This is a genomic window from Oerskovia sp. 140933, from assembly GCF_059651515.1.
This window is the reverse complement of sequence record NZ_JAMXIO010000008.1, coordinates 43,980-58,733: the sequence shown is the minus strand read 5'-3', so window position 1 is coordinate 58,733 and position 14,754 is coordinate 43,980. Positions and strand designations below refer to the sequence as shown.

General features: G+C 72.0%; 14 protein-coding genes. 12 read left to right on the top strand and 2 right to left on the bottom strand.

Annotated features, from left to right (window positions below; translation table 11 throughout):
- The first annotated feature begins 7 nt into the window (after nt 1-7).
- The 6 genes from NHG27_RS06450 (at nt 8) to NHG27_RS06425 (ending at nt 4,781) form a co-directional block, all read left to right on the top strand.
- Entirely contained in the window at nt 8-556 is a 549-nt protein-coding gene (locus NHG27_RS06450) for a Na(+)/H(+) antiporter subunit C (protein ID WP_497015354.1), read from the top strand.
- Entirely contained in the window at nt 553-2,124 is a 1,572-nt protein-coding gene (locus NHG27_RS06445) for a Na+/H+ antiporter subunit D (protein ID WP_193721055.1), read from the top strand. The genes NHG27_RS06450 and NHG27_RS06445 overlap by 4 nt, the downstream gene beginning before the upstream one ends.
- Nucleotides 2,121-2,822 (top strand): Na+/H+ antiporter subunit E, encoded by a 702-nt coding sequence (locus NHG27_RS06440; RefSeq protein WP_497015288.1) that lies wholly within the window; start codon nt 2,121-2,123, stop codon nt 2,820-2,822. The genes NHG27_RS06445 and NHG27_RS06440 overlap by 4 nt, the downstream gene beginning before the upstream one ends.
- A complete protein-coding gene (locus NHG27_RS06435; RefSeq protein ID WP_193721057.1) occupies nt 2,819-3,274 on the top strand; it encodes an MrpF/PhaF family protein in 456 nt (151 codons plus the stop codon). Before NHG27_RS06440 ends, NHG27_RS06435 begins: the two co-directional genes overlap by 4 nt.
- On the top strand, nt 3,271-3,717 hold the full coding sequence (gene mnhG / locus NHG27_RS06430) for a monovalent cation/H(+) antiporter subunit G (RefSeq protein ID WP_497015285.1): 447 nt from the start codon (nt 3,271-3,273) through the stop codon (nt 3,715-3,717). The genes NHG27_RS06435 and mnhG overlap by 4 nt, the downstream gene beginning before the upstream one ends.
- A gap of 62 nt (nt 3,718-3,779) precedes the next feature.
- Complete coding sequence (locus tag NHG27_RS06425; protein ID WP_193721059.1) at nt 3,780-4,781, top strand: cation diffusion facilitator family transporter; 1,002 nt, start codon at nt 3,780-3,782, stop codon at nt 4,779-4,781.
- An 8-nt stretch (nt 4,782-4,789) separates the two neighbouring features.
- Here NHG27_RS06425 and NHG27_RS06420 read toward each other — a convergent pair whose 3' ends face one another.
- Complete coding sequence (locus tag NHG27_RS06420; RefSeq protein ID WP_497015284.1) at nt 4,790-5,860, bottom strand: alpha/beta hydrolase; 1,071 nt, start codon at nt 5,858-5,860, stop codon at nt 4,790-4,792.
- Between the two features lie 324 nt (nt 5,861-6,184).
- Between NHG27_RS06420 and clpB the strand changes: the two genes are divergently transcribed.
- Nucleotides 6,185-8,794, top strand: coding sequence for an ATP-dependent chaperone ClpB (gene clpB, locus NHG27_RS06415; protein ID WP_497015283.1), 2,610 nt, complete (start codon nt 6,185-6,187; stop codon nt 8,792-8,794).
- Nucleotides 8,795-8,966: 172 nt separating this feature from the next.
- Here the strand turns inward: clpB and NHG27_RS06410 are convergent, their stop codons facing one another.
- On the bottom strand, nt 8,967-9,572 hold the full coding sequence (locus tag NHG27_RS06410) for a TetR/AcrR family transcriptional regulator (RefSeq protein WP_497015281.1): 606 nt from the start codon (nt 9,570-9,572) through the stop codon (nt 8,967-8,969).
- A 94-nt stretch (nt 9,573-9,666) separates the two neighbouring features.
- Here NHG27_RS06410 and NHG27_RS06405 point away from each other — a divergent pair, with 94 nt between their 5' ends.
- The 5 genes from NHG27_RS06405 (at nt 9,667) to NHG27_RS06385 (ending at nt 14,371) form a co-directional block, all read left to right on the top strand.
- The gene (locus tag NHG27_RS06405) at nt 9,667-10,767 is read left to right on the top strand and encodes an ABC transporter permease (RefSeq protein WP_497015279.1); all 1,101 of its coding nucleotides are present in this window, start codon (nt 9,667-9,669) and stop codon (nt 10,765-10,767) included.
- A 113-nt stretch (nt 10,768-10,880) separates the two neighbouring features.
- Nucleotides 10,881-12,035, top strand: coding sequence for a CAP domain-containing protein (locus tag NHG27_RS06400; RefSeq protein WP_497015278.1), 1,155 nt, complete (start codon nt 10,881-10,883; stop codon nt 12,033-12,035).
- A gap of 68 nt (nt 12,036-12,103) precedes the next feature.
- Nucleotides 12,104-13,087 (top strand): diacylglycerol/lipid kinase family protein, encoded by a 984-nt coding sequence (locus NHG27_RS06395; RefSeq protein WP_497015276.1) that lies wholly within the window; start codon nt 12,104-12,106, stop codon nt 13,085-13,087.
- A gap of 338 nt (nt 13,088-13,425) precedes the next feature.
- Entirely contained in the window at nt 13,426-13,728 is a 303-nt protein-coding gene (locus NHG27_RS06390; protein ID WP_497015275.1) for a hypothetical protein, read from the top strand.
- Nucleotides 13,729-13,777: 49 nt separating this feature from the next.
- Nucleotides 13,778-14,371: a hypothetical protein gene (locus tag NHG27_RS06385; protein WP_497015273.1), complete on the top strand. Its 594-nt coding sequence runs from the start codon at nt 13,778-13,780 to the stop codon at nt 14,369-14,371.
- The last annotated feature ends 383 nt before the right edge of the window (nt 14,372-14,754 follow it).

The following is a 14,754-nucleotide window of genomic DNA, read 5'->3' as shown; positions in this document are numbered from 1 at the left end:
CATCGACATGACCCCGAGCCTCGTGCTCGTGTTCGCGATCGGCGTGCTGTTCGCGACCGGCGTCTACCTGCTCCTCGAGCGCAGCCTGACCCGCGTGCTGATCGGGTTCATCCTCATCGGCAACGGCGCGAACCTCATGTTCCTCGTGGCCGGAGGGCGCGCCGGTGGCGCGCCCCTCATCGGCACGACACCCACCGACCAGATGAGCGACCCGCTCGTCCAGGCGATGGTGCTGACCGCCATCGTCATCACCCTGGGCCTCACGGCCTTCGTGCTCGCCATGGCCTACCGGTCCTGGCAGCTGCACGGTCACGACGAGGTGCAGGACGACCTCGAGGACCGGCGGGTCGCGCGCCACGCGGCGCGCAACGCCCCGGCCTTCGAGGACTCCGACACCGAGGAGAGCGGAGAGACCCTGGACGACGAGGCCTCGCAGGTCTACGACGAGACCGACGGCGACGGGGACGGGGCGACCGACACCCGCGGCGAGCGTCCGGGCGAGAAGGACGCGCCGCCGTCGGGCAGTGCCGGCACCCCGGGAGGTGAGGAGCGATGAACCTCACCTACGGGTTCGCGACCCTCGTCCCCCTGCCCGTGGTCCTGCCGCTGTTCGCGGCCGGTCTCGCGCTCGCGCTGTGGCGCCACCAGCGCGCCCAGCACATCATCTCGGTCGCCGCGCTGTCCCTGGTGCTCGCGGCCTCCATCGGCCTGCTCGTCGGGGCGGACAACGGCCCCATCGTGGTCGACGTCGGGGAGTGGGCCGCGCCGGTCGGGATCGACCTGGTCGCGGACAGGCTCTCGGCGCTCATGCTCACGGTGTCGAGCTTCGTGCTGCTGTGCGTCCTGCTCTACTCGCTCGGGCAGGGCGTCGCGGACGGGCACGACAAGGCCCCCGTCTCGATCTACCACCCGACGTACCTGGTCCTGGCCGCGGGCGTCGCGAACGCGTTCCTCTCGGGCGACCTGTTCAACCTGTACGTGGGCTTCGAGATCCTGCTCGCGGCCTCGTACGTCCTGCTGACCCTCGGCGGGACGGGCGAACGCATCCGGGCCGGGTCCATCTACGTGGTCGTCGCGCTGCTGTCGTCCGTGATCTTCCTCGTCGCGATCGCGCTCACCTACGCCGCGACGGGCACCGTCAACCTGGCCCAGCTCGCCGAGCGCCTGCCCGACGTCGACCCCGGCGTCCGGATGACGCTCCAGCTCCTGCTGCTGCTCGCGTTCGGGATCAAGGCCGCGATCTTCCCGCTCTCGGCCTGGCTCCCCGACTCCTACCCGACCGCCCCCGCGCCCGTCACGGCCGTGTTCGCAGGCTTGCTGACCAAGGTCGGCGTCTACGCGATCATCCGCACGCAGACGCTCCTGTTCCCCGACAACCGGCTCGACACGGTCCTCATGTGGCTCGCGCTGCTCACCATGGTGATCGGGATCCTGGGCGCCGTGGCGCAGAACGACATCAAACGTCTCCTGTCGTTCACGCTCGTGAGCCACATCGGGTACATGATCTTCGGCATCTCGATGGCGTCCGAGGCCGGGATGGCGGCGTCGATCTTCTACGTCGTGCACCACATCACGGTCCAGACGACGCTGTTCCTCGTGGTCGGGCTCATCGAGCGCCGCGGCGGGTCGACGTCGCTCGACAAGCTGGGCGGCCTCGCGAAGATCGCCCCCGGCCTCGCGATCCTGTTCTTCATCCCCGCGATGAACCTCGCGGGGATCCCGCCCCTGTCGGGCTTCCTCGGCAAGGTCGGGCTGCTCCAGGAGGGCGTCGCCCAGGGCACTCCGCTCACGTGGGCGCTCGTCGTGGGCAGCGTCGTGACCTCGCTCCTGACGCTGTACGCGATCGTCAAGGCGTGGAACAAGGCCTTCTGGCAGACCGCGCCGGTCGAGCTCCCGGCCGCGAGCACCCCGCGCGGCATGGTCGGACCGACGACGGCGCTCGTCGCGTTCGGACTGGCCCTCACGTTCGCCGCAGGCCCGCTCTACTCCTACGCGGAACGCGCCGCCGGGAACCTCATGCAGCCCCAGACGTACGTCGACGCGGTCTTCCCCGGTGACTCCGGTCGTGGCCAGGGGGTCTCGAACGACCTCGTCGAGGAGGAGCAGGAAGGTGGGGAGTCATGAGCCTGCACCCTCGTAGAGGCCGGCTGTCGGGCGGCTGGTTCGGCCGCCTGACCGCGCAGTGGCGCACCGTCGTCTGGCTGACCGTCGTGTGGGTCATGCTGTGGGGCGACCTCTCCTGGGGCAACGTCATCGCGGGCGTCCTGCTCGCGAGCCTGCTCATCACGTTCATGCCCCTGCCGTCCATCGCGACGAGCGGCACGGTCCGCCCCTGGCCGCTGCTCGTCCTGGTCTCCCGGTTCGTCGCCGACCTCGTGGTCGCGTCGTTCCAGGTCAGCATCCAGGCCTTCCGGTTCCGGCACACCCCGCACGGGGCCGTGGTCGGCGTGCGCCTGCGCAACCCCTCGGACATCTACATGACCATCACGTCCGAGCTCAGCTCGCTCGTGCCCGGGTCGCTCGTCATCGAGGCGCACCGCCTGACGGGCATGGTCTACCTGCACGTGCTCGACCTCGACGCCGCGGGCGGAGCCGACAAGATCCGTCAGGACACGCTCGACCTCGAGGCCCGGGTGCTGCGCGCGTTCGCGTCGAACGACGAGCTCAAGGCCGCCGGCCTGTACGACCACCCGGGCGAGGCTCCCGAGCCCGCGGGCGTGACGCCGTCGGGCACGGGGGGCCGCACCGGCACGACGCCCGGGACCGACGGGGCGACCGGCCCGACCGACCGACCGACCGATCGAGGGGAGGGGCCGCGATGATCGTCGTCGTCCTGATCTGCGCCGTGCTCCTCGCCTCGGCCGCGACGCTCGCCGTCGTCCGGGCCGAGAAGGGCCCGTCGATGCTCGACCGCACCATCGCGCTCGACGTCTTCACCACGACGCTCGTCGGCACCATCGCGCTCGAGGCCGCCTGGTCGCGACGCACCGAGACCATCCCCATCCTGGTCGTCCTCTCCCTCGTCGGCTTCGTCGGGTCCGTGACCATCGCCCGGTTCGCCTCGGTCGAGCCCGAGGGCGAGGGGCGCATCCGGACCCGCGAGGAGATCGCGGCCGAGGAGGCCGAACGGATCGCGGCGGAGGAGGCCGAGCACGCGAAGGGCATCGACCCGGAGCACGGCGCCGGGCACGAGCCCGACGAGCTCCACGAGGCCGAGGACGCCGCGGCCCCCGAGGTCGACGGCTCGACCGGACCCGAGGAGGCACGCTCATGAGCTGGACCCTGGTGGCCGACGTCGTCGCCGCGATCTTCCTGCTGTGCGGGGCGTTCCTCGCGTTCGCCGCGGGCGTGGGCGTCGTCCGGTTCCCCGACCTGCTCGCGCGCATGCACGCCGCGACCAAGCCCCAGGTGCTGGGCCTGATCCTCGTCCTGGTCGCGCTCGCGCTGCGGCTGCGGAGCTGGTCCGCCGTGGGCATGCTCGTCCTCGTCGTGATCTTCCAGCTCATGACGTCGCCCGTCGCGGCGCACATGGTCGGCCGGGCGGGCTACCGGACCGGGAAGGTCCGACCCGACCTGCTGGTCCTCGACGACCTCACCGCGGACCAGGAGGCCGCCGACCGCGAGAAGGACGAGGCGGACCGCGAGAAGGACGACGCGGACCGCGAGGCGACGGCGCGCGCGGCCGACGACGGGGGCGGGCCCGCACAGCGGGGGTGACGCCCGCCGTGGGCGCCGACCGTCCCCGCGCGCCGCGCGAGGTCCGGTGGTAGACCCGCTACATGACCTCGTCTCCCCCCACGCAGCCCGTGGCCGACAGCCCACGCGTCGTGAAGACCGAGGAGCACGCGGAGAGCACGCTCACGGTGGTCGTCGCGTTCGGCGCCAACCTCCTCATCGCGGTCGCCAAGTCGGCCGCGGCGGTGCTGACGGGCTCGGCGTCGATGGTGGCCGAGGCCGTGCACTCGTGGGCCGACACGGGCAACGAGGTGTTCCTCCTGCTCGCGAACAAGCGCTCGCGCAAGCCCGCGGACCACGAGCACCCCCTGGGGTTCGGGCGCGAGGCCTACGTCTGGTCGATGTTCGCGGCGCTCGGGCTGTTCGCGGTGGGGGCGGGGGTCTCGGTCACGCACGGCATCCAGGAGCTCGTCCACCCGGAGCCGGCCGAGGACTTCGGGATCGCGTACGCCGTGCTGGGCGTGGCGTTCGTCCTCGAGGGGATCTCGTTCCTGCAGGCGCACCGGCAGGCCCGCAAGGAGGCGGAGCGGGCCGAGCAGGACCTGCTCCAGCACGTCCTGGTCACGTCCGACCCGACGCTGCGGGCCGTGTTCGCGGAGGACGCCGCGGCCCTCATGGGACTCGTGGTGGCGTTCGTCGGCATCCTGCTGCACCAGGTCACGGGCTCGCCCGTGCCGGACGCGATCGGGTCGATCGTCGTGGGGCTGATCCTCGGGGTCATCTCGTGGGTCCTGATCGACCGCAACCGTCGCTTCCTCGTCGGGGAGACCGCGGGGGCCGCGACGCGGGACGCGGTGCTGCGCGAGCTGCTCGCGGACCCCGAGGTCGACCGGGTCACGTACCTGCGCCTGGAGTACGTGGGGCCGCGGTCGCTCTACCTGGTCGCGAGCGTCGACCTCGTCGGGGACGACGACGAGCACCTGGTCGCCGAGCGCATCGACGCCCTGGAGCGCCGCGCGACGTCGGCGGCCGTGATCGTCGGTGCGGTCGTCTCGGTGTCACCCGCGAGCGAGCCGTCCCTGGTGCCGGGCGACCCGAGCCCCTGACGGCGGCCTCAGCCGGGCAGCCGCTCGTCGAGCCAGGTGAACACCTCGTCGAGGAACGCGCTGCGCGCCGGCTCGGGGGACAGGACGAGGTCGTGGGCGCCGCCCTCGATCTCGACGAGCGTCACGTCGTCGCCCAGCCGCGGGGCGCGGTCCTTGATGTGCTGGACGTCCAGGACGCTGTCGGTCGTGAGGATCTCGGGGTGGTGCCCCTTGTTCGGGCCGGACCGTGTCGAGGTCAGGACGAGGACGGGGCACTGCACGTGCAGCCCGCGCGCGACCTGCGCGTGGCCGCGCCGGATCTTGCGCAGCCAGCCGGCCCGGACGGGGAAGCCCTCGTGCGGCTTCCAGCCGAGCTCGTAGGTCCACTCACCGCCCGTCCCGGTGTGCAGGGCCCGCCCGTACGCCTCGTCGAGCGAGCCGACCACGAGCCGGGGGGCGAACCGCCCGACGACGTCGATCACCCGCGTGGAGACCACGCGGTCGAACCAGGACGAGTTGAGGTCGAACCACGGGCTGTTGAGGACGAGGGCCGTGACCTTCCCGGGCCGCGCGTTGGTCCACAGGCTCGCGATGAGGCCGCCCGTCGAGTGGCCGAGGACCACGAGCTCGTCGTGCCCCTCGTCGCGGACGACGGCGGCCGCGGCGTCGAGGTCCTGGGCGTGCAGGCTCAGGTCGGTGACCATGTTGGGGTCCTTGCCGGCCTCGGTCCAGTGCGCGAGCGAGCGGCCGTAGCCGCGCAGGTCGATCGCGTAGAAGGTGTAGCCGTGCTCCTCGAACGCGTCGGCGAGGTGCGTCTGGAAGAAGTAGTCCACGAACCCGTGGACGTACAGCACGGCCCGACGGCGGCGCTCGCCCTCGGCGGGCACCGCGCCGGTGGCCGGGCTCGTCGGGGAGCGGGTGGCCGGTGCCTGGCCCGGCGTGGGCGCCGCGGAGGTGGGCCGTGCACCTGCGGGTGCGGCGCCGTCGGGCAGGGGGGCGACGGCCTTGCGGACGAGGGTCGCCGTGTCCCCGCCGGGGAGGTCGAGCGTGCGGGCGACCCAGTCGGGTCCGAGGACGTCCTGCTGCCAGCCGTGCGTCATGGGTGCTGCCTCTCGGTCGCGGACTCGGGCGGTGCCGCGGTGCCGCCATTGTCCACCGCGCGTGCGGGCCTGTCAGGGCGAGCACGGCCCGGACGTCGAGCCGTCGTGACGGCGCGCGGCCCCCGCCGCGCCGGGGTGCGGTCCGAGGGGTCCGGTGCGATGGTGGCAGGAGGTCCGAGACGTCGCGTCCTCAGCGCCCTGCGGCCCCGCGACACCCCGACGGCGGGGCGCATCGTGACATGACGGACAGAGTTGAGTGGAATAGGCTCAAGTCAGCCCAGTGTTGTTCAGGTAGACCCAGACCCTTGAAGTACCGGAGACCCCATGGACACCAAGTTCACCACCATGTCCCAGCAAGCCATCGGCGAGGCGATCCAGACCGCCTCGGCCGCGGGCAACCCCCAGCTCGAACCCGTCCACCTCCTCGCCGCGCTCCTCACGCAGGAGGGCGGCGTCGCCGTCGGGCTCCTCGAGGCCGTGGGCGCGAACGCCCAGGCCATCGGCCAGCGGGTGCGTGCGGCGCTCGTCGCGCTGCCCACCGCGAGCGGCTCTGCCGTCGCCCAGCCGACGGCCTCGCGCGCGACCTCCGCCGCGCTCGACCTGGCCTCGAAGGAGGCCCAGGGCATGGGGGACGAGTACGTCTCGACCGAGCACCTGCTCATCGGGATCGCCGCCGGCTCCTCGACCGCCGCGCAGATCCTCGGCGACGCCGGGGCCACGGCCGACGCGCTGCGCTCCGCGCTGCCCGCGGTCCGCGGCTCGGGCCGCGTCACGAGCCCCAACCCCGAGGGCACCTACAAGGCGCTCGAGCAGTACGGCCAGGACCTCACCGCGGCTGCGGCCGAGGGCAAGCTCGACCCCGTGATCGGGCGCGACTCGGAGATCCGCCGCGTCGTGCAGGTCCTCTCGCGCCGCACCAAGAACAACCCGGTCCTGATCGGCGAGCCCGGCGTCGGCAAGACGGCCGTCGTCGAGGGCCTGGCCCAGCGCATCGTCGCGGGCGACGTCCCCGACTCCCTCAAGGGCAAGAAGCTCATCTCGCTCGACCTCGCGGCCATGGTCGCGGGTGCCAAGTACCGCGGCGAGTTCGAGGAGCGCCTCAAGGCCGTCCTGGAGGAGATCAAGTCCTCCGACGGCGAGGTCGTGACGTTCATCGACGAGCTCCACACCGTGGTCGGTGCGGGCGCGGGCGGCGAGGGCGCCATGGACGCGGGCAACATGCTCAAGCCCATGCTGGCCCGCGGCGAGCTGCGCCTGGTCGGTGCGACGACCCTCGACGAGTACCGCGAGCACATCGAGAAGGACCCCGCCCTCGAGCGCCGCTTCCAGCAGGTCTTCGTGGGCGAGCCCTCGGTCGAGGACACGGTCGCGATCCTGCGCGGGCTCAAGGAGCGCTACGAGGCGCACCACAAGGTGACGATCGCGGACTCGGCGCTCGTGGCCGCGGCCGCGCTGTCCGACCGCTACATCACGGGCCGCCAGCTCCCCGACAAGGCGATCGACCTGGTCGACGAGGCCGCGTCGCGCCTGCGCATGGAGCTCGACTCCTCGCCCATCGAGATCGACGAGCTCCAGCGTGCCGTGACGCGCCTCGAGATGGAGGAGGTCGTGCTCTCCGAGTCCGACGACCCCGCGTCGCGCGAGCGCCTCGAGAAGCTGCGGGCCGACCTCGCCGACCGTCGCGAGGAGCTGTCCGCGCTGACCGCGCGCTGGGACGCCGAGAAGGCGGGGCACAACCGCGTCGGCGACCTGCGCGCCCGGCTCGACGAGCTGCGCGTCCAGGTCGAGCGCGCCATCCGTGAGGGCGACCTCGAGACCGCGGGCCGCATCCAGTACGGCGAGATCCCGCAGCTCCAGGAGCAGCTCCAGGAGGCCGAGCAGGCCGAGGCGAGCGCCGACGACGCCGCGCTCGCCGAGCAGGCGCCCATGATCGCCGACAAGGTCGGCGCCGACGAGATCGCGGAGGTCGTGTCCGCGTGGACCGGCATCCCCGCGGGCCGCATGCTGCAGGGCGAGTCGGAGAAGCTCCTGCACATGGAGGAGGTCATCGGCAAGCGGCTGATCGGGCAGAAGGCGGCCGTCGCGGCGGTCTCGGACGCCGTACGACGTTCCCGTGCGGGCGTCGCGGACCCCGACCGCCCCACAGGCTCGTTCCTGTTCCTCGGTCCCACCGGCGTCGGCAAGACCGAGCTCGCCAAGGCGCTCGCGGACTTCCTGTTCGACGACGAGCGCGCCATGGTGCGCATCGACATGTCGGAGTACAGCGAGAAGCACAGCGTCGCGCGCCTGGTCGGGGCCCCTCCGGGGTACGTCGGCTACGAGGAGGGCGGCCAGCTCACCGAGGCCGTGCGGCGCAGGCCGTACTCGGTCGTGCTGCTCGACGAGGTCGAGAAGGCGCACCCGGAGGTCTTCGACATCCTGCTGCAGGTCCTCGACGACGGTCGCCTGACCGACGGTCAGGGCCGCACGGTCGACCTGCGCAACGTCATCCTGGTGCTGACGTCGAACCTGGGCTCGCAGTTCCTCGTGGACCCCATGCTCGACGACGCCGCGAAGCGCGAGGCCGTCATGGGCGCCGTGCGGGCCAGCTTCAAGCCCGAGTTCATCAACCGGCTCGACGACGTCGTGATCTTCGACCCGCTCAACCTCGACGAGCTGGGCAAGATCGTGGACATCGCGGTCGACAAGCTCGGGGAGCGGCTCGCAGACCGTCGCCTGACGCTCGACGTCACGCCCGCGGCGCGCGAGTGGCTCGCGCTCGAAGGGTTCGACCCGGCGTACGGGGCGCGTCCGCTGCGCCGCCTCGTGCAGCGCGAGATCGGCGACCGCCTGGCGCGCAAGCTCCTCGCGGGCGAGGTCGCGGACGGCGACACGATCGTCGTCGACCGCTCGCAGAGCGAGGGCGAGGGCCTGGAGCTGACCGTCCAGCAGTGACCCGCGTCGTGAGGTGAGGGCCGCCGTCGGGCCGGGGGTGTCCCGGGCCCGACGGCGCCGCGCGCCCCGTGTGCCGGAGGCTCGGTCCCGGAAGGGGCCGGGCCTCCTTGCGTGCTCGGGCGAGCGTGCGTACCCGGGCGAGCCGGGGCGCTGAGCTCGGGCGCCCGGCCTCTCAGCCTCCGCGGCCCGCGGTCAGCAGCGGCAGGCACACGGTGTCGACCATGTCGGTGAGGGCGGCCTCGTCGATGTGCCCCTGGAAGAGCAGCTCGTGGCGGACGAGGACCAGGGGGATCTGCAGGACGCGGGGGGGCAGGGGCTCCGGCCCGATCTCGCCACGTTGCCGCGCGGCGTCGATCACCGTGCCCAGGATCTCCTGCGCGGAGGCCGTGGCTGTCTGGTCGAGGTGCGGGAGGAAGTCCTCGTCGACCTCGGCCATGAGCCCTCGCAGGGTGTCGAGCCCGATCCGCTCGAACCTGCCCACGATCGCGCGACCGAGGGCGAGCAGGTCCTCGCGAAGACTCCCGGTGGTCCGGGTCGGCAGGTCGGCCGGTGCGTGGCGGATCCAGGCATCGACCACCATGAGTGCGCGGGAGGGGTAGCGGCGGTAGATCACGGGCTTGGACGTCCGTGCCCTGCGGGCGACGCCCTCGAACGTCAGGCCGGCGTAGCCACGCTCGGCGAGCTCGTCGCGGACGGCCTCGCGGATCGCCTCGTCGAGCTCCTCGCCGCCTCGACGTGTCGGAGGTGCCCAGGCGGGCGTCTTCACGGACTCTGCCACCACGTCCTCCTGGGTACGTTGCGTTTCTTCGTGGTCGAGCCTACCGTAGGCATTGGATACGGTACGTATCGTATGTTGACGGAAGCGGGTAGAGATGTCTCGATGGATCAGGCCCTTCGTGGTCCTGCTGGTCGCGCTCGGCGCAGGGGCGCTGCTCATGGCACCCATGGTGTCGATGGACCCGCGGGACCTGCCGATCGCCGCGGTCGATCTGGACCAGGGGATCGAGACCGCGGCAGGCCGGGTGAGCGCGGGCGAGCAGGTGGCCGCCACGGTCCAGGAGGACGACGCTGACGGCCTGGTCCGCTGGATCGCCCTGGACTCGCAGGCCGAGCTCGACGACGCGCTCGCGGACGGCGACGTCTACGCGGCCCTCGTCGTCCCTGCGGATTTCACGGCTTCCCAGGTGGCGGCTCAGCAGGGCGCGGGCCAGGTGAGCGCCCTGCGTCTCGTGATCAACGAGGGGAAGAACCCGATGGTCGCGAGCCAGCTCTCGGGGTCGCTGCCCGCGCTGGCCGCAGGCAGCGACGTACCGGTGGAGACCGTCTTCCATGACGAGGTGCCCGACTCGTTGGGACTCCTGGCCAGCTTCCTGCCCATGGTCTTCATGATCCTGGCCTACATCTCGTCCTACGCGACCGGGATCGTCATCCGATCGACCTTCCCCCTCGGGGCGGAGCGTCGAGGGGCGACGGTCGTGACTCAGCTCGCCGTCGCGGCGGCAGCGGCAGTGATGATCGGGGGGCTCGCGTCGTGGATCCTGTCCGTCATGGCGCCCGACGTCGGACTGCCGGTGGGCGACGCGGCGGTGTTCCTCGCGATCTCGTCGTTCGCCCTCATGACGCTCGTGATCGGGTCGGTCAACTGGTTCGGGGCGGCGGGCATGGTCGTCCCCGTCCTGATGCTCGTGCTCGGCCTGGGGACCGCGGACCTGCCCTTCGAGTTCCTGCCGGCCTTCTGGCAGGAGCTCGTGTACCCCTGGAACCCGCTGCGGTTCCTCGCCGACGGCGGCCGGGCCCTGCTCTACCAGGGGGCCGGGTGGTGGAACGTCGCCACCCTCGGTCTGGTGGTCACCGCTGCTGTCGGCACGGCGCTCGTCGGGACCTCGCCCCTGACCCCTCGCGGTCGGAGCGCGAGCGCGCAGGGCGAGCCCCTGCCTCGGACCCAGCCCCAGCGTGAGCCCGTGGCGCCCTGACGGGCCCGCCCGCGGGCGTGCTCCTCGGTCGTCGTACCAGGTGTCTGGTTCTATCCGGTGCGGAAAGGGCATACTGGGCAATCAGCCCAGGTTCCACCGACGGAAGGTCGCTCGTGCAGTCGGAGTTCCCCGCACCCGATCACCTTCCTCAGACCCGCGCCGCGCGCCGGCTCGCCGAGCAGGCGGCCTCGTCGCCGTCCCGGTCGCAGCGTCGCGCAGAGGCCGTCCGTCGGGCCCGCCCGACGCGCCCCGCGCAGACGTCGGCGCGCGGCCCTCGTGTCCTGCCCCAGGTCGCGGCCGTGACCCTCGGGCTCGTCGGCGGGCTCCTCGTGGTCCCGGCTACGCAGGAGATCGGCGGGGAGGGCCGAGGGCTCGAGCCTCTCGGGGCTCGCTGGGACGCCGCACTGGGCCGCGGGGAGGACCGCGCCAGCCGGAGCACCGACGGACGCGCCCCGTTGACCGCAGCCGCGGCAGGTGAGGACGCCGCCGTCGCTGGCCGCTCGACCCAGGAGGTCGAGCCGCAGCCCGCCGGACCGGCCGCCGAGGACCCCATCGCTGCGACCCCGGAGGCGCCGACCGACGCTACCCCGGAGCCCGAACCCGCTCTCGAGGAGTCCGCGCCCGCCGGTCCGCCGCAGCAGGGAGCGACCGGCCCCGAGGTCCAGGAGATCCAGGAACGCCTCCAGGTCCACGGGGCGACGGTGCTGGCAGACGGCGAGTTCGGCCCCGGCACGGACCGCGCCCTGCGCACCTTCCAGACCGAGCAGGGCCTCGAACCCGACGGGGTCGCGGGCCCCGCTACCCGAGCCGCCCTGCTCGCCGACCCGACCCCCGCCGAGGGGGCGACCGGACCGGCCGGGGGAGAGACGCCGTCGGGCACGGGAGGCACCGGGGACACGACGGACCCGGGTGACACCACCGCCGCCCTCGCGCTCGTCAACGCGCACCGCGCGACCGCAGGCTGCCCCGCGCTGCGCGCCGACGACCAGCTCGTGCGCGCCGCGACCCTGCACGCGCAGGACATGGTGGCCCAGGGGTACTTCAGCCACACGAGCCTCGACGGTCGCACGTTCGGCGATCGTGTCCTCGCCCAGGGCTACGCCAGCCCCGGTGGCGAGAACATCGCCGCCGGGCAGCAGAGCGTGCAGGGCGTCGTCGACGCCTGGATGAGCTCCGAGGGCCACCGAGCGAACATCCTCAACTGCGACTTCACGACCATGGGTCTGGGGCGCGCGGGCACCACCTGGGTGCAGGTCTTCGGGTACTGAACCCGTCCGGAGTGTCCGGGGTGTCCGCTTGCTGGGCGAGCGAGCGCCCCCCGCGACATACTCGGGGCGTGAACACGTCCCAGGAAGCCACGCCCGAGCCCGCCGCCCAGCAACGCCTCGACCACGCGCCGCTCCGCTCGGCCGTGATCGTCAACCCGAACCGCGTCGAAGGGCTCGACGAGCTCCGCCGGACCATCGAGACCCAGCTCGCCGACGCCGGGTGGCCCGCCCCCACCTGGCTCGAGACGACCGCCGAGGACCCCGGCACCGGGCAGGCCCGCCAAGCCGTCGCCGACGGCGCCGAGGTCGTGTTCGTGAGCGGCGGCGACGGCACCGTGCGCGCCTGCATCGAAGGCCTCGCCGGCACCGACGCCGCGCTCGCAGTCCTCCCCGGCGGCACGGGCAACCTCCTCGCGGGCAATCTCGGCATCCCGCCCCGGCCCGAGGACGGCATCCGCCTCGCGCTCGACCGCGGACGCCGCGCGCTCGACGTCGGCGAGGTCGACGGGCAGGCGTTCGCCGTCATGGCCGGCATGGGGCTCGACGCCGCGATGATGGAGGACGCGCCCACCGCGCTCAAGGCCAAGGCGGGCCCGCTCGCCTACGTCGTCTCGGCGTTCAAGCACCTCGCGGACGACGAGATGAAGGTCGAGGTGCGGGTCGACGACCGACCGGTGCTGCGCCGTCGGGCACGGACCGTGGTCGTGGGGAACGTCGGCCGCCTCCAGGCGGGCGTCAACCTGCTGCCCGACGCCGAGCCCGACAACGGGCAGATGGACGTCGCGATCATCGCGCCCCGCAACCTCGGCCACTGGGTCCAGCTCCTCGTCGGGGTTGTCACCAAGCGCAGGCGCGTCCCCAACATGGAGGTGCTGCGCGGGTCGCGGATCTCCGTGATCTCCGACCGGCCGCAGCCGCGCCAGCTCGACGGCGACGTGATCGAGCCCTCGAAGAAGCTCGAGGTCAGCGTCCGCGCCGGGGCGCTGTGGGTGTGCGTGTACCAGCCCGACACGTCGGACGACATCGCGGAGGGGGCGCCGGCTGGAGGCTGATCCCGCTCCCCGAGCGGTAGGGCTTGCCGGGGCGATGACGGCAGGACCGAGGTGGGCCGAGTCGAGGCCGGACGGCACGGTGGGGGCGACGCGCCCCCCGGGACGTGCTGAGGCGGGTGGAACGACGGTGTGCGACGAGTCATGGCGTTCACCCCGCCGACCCGGCCACGGTGCGGTGCCGAGCCCGACGACCTGGGCGCGTCTGCGTGTGGTTACCAGGTCGACGTCCAGTTCAGATAGTGAGAAGTCCTGACGAATCCCTTGCGGGATGGCGCCGGATGCTGCCAGCCTGGCTGCGCAGGGCCTCCTCAAGGGGGGGCTTGCAAAGGGGGAACGCAATGAAGCGAAAGATCATGGCCGTCCTGACAGCAACGGTGGTGGCGTTCGGAGGCGTCGTCGTCGCTGGGGCTCCGGCGCAAGCGGCATCGTGCACGTTCACGGTGTACACCAACACGCCGGGCTACGCGAAGGCATACAACGAGAGCTGCTCCGCGGTACGCGCCAAGCTCGAGTGCCGTATCCAGGCAACGGGATCGACGGGGGTCGCTTTCGGGCCTTGGGCCGGTTACGGCAGGACGTCACAGACCGGTTCGGTCACCGCCTCCTGGGTCACTGCTCGTGGTGCTCAGTTCGTCGTTTAGCGCACTCGGGTGGCCCCGTTTTCACGGGGCCACCCGATTATGGGGGGGCATGATGAATGTTGTGAGGAAGGGTGTCGTCGTTCTCGTCGGATGTGTGGCGATCGGCATGTTGTCGGCGTGCACCGGTGATGCGGATGCTGTCGATGTGAGCCCGTGGTCCGACGATGTTCGGAGCATTGGACAGAAGAGCAAGATCGAACTCGTGCGGGGGATCACCGAGGATGGTGAGATCACCCAGGCGGAGTTCGGCGAGGTGCAGCAGACCTATGTGGACTGCCACGCGGATCAAGGATTCCCGCTGGAGGTTCGTCCACTCGAGGATGGTCTCTGGTCGTACTTCGGAACGGGCGGTCCGACGGACGAGGGTTCGGACGAGGCCTGGGAGACGGTGGGCAAGGAGTGCTCGCTGTCGTCCGGGTTGACGGAGATCGAGCCCCTCTACGCCCAAGTCGTCGTGAACCCCGATCGGGAGGACCTCGACGAACTGGTCGTGGAGTGCCTCGTCGGGATCGGTGCTGTCGACAAGTCCTACACCGCGGAGGACTACCGGGAGGATCTGACGAACCCCGAAGTGTCCTACGCGGGGGATCCGCAGGATGTCCAGGTCTGCGTTGTCAACCCGAAGCTACTGCTCGAGAAGTGAGCTCTCTCCGCGAGGACTTGTCGCTGTCGGACAGCACTGCCAGGCTCTTCGCTGCACGGGCGCCACGGGGAGCGGGAGGGGCCTTCGTGGGGAGCTCGACGATTGCGGGGCGGACCCGTGCTTGCCCTGGTGGCGGTCGCGGTGATGGCCGTCTCCGCCTGTTCGCCGGGGCCCGAGGAGGACGGCACCTACGCCGCCGAGTTCGCCAAGGCGCGCAACGACGCCACGACGGAGGTCGCCCGCAAGATCCTCGAGGACGACGTCATCACGGAGGCCGAGTTCAGGCCGGTCCAGGACGCTTCGATCCAGTGCATGCGGGACCAGGGGCTGACAGTCGAGCTCGTCGAGGGGGTGGGCTCTCGGTCACGCACGTCGGGACCGAC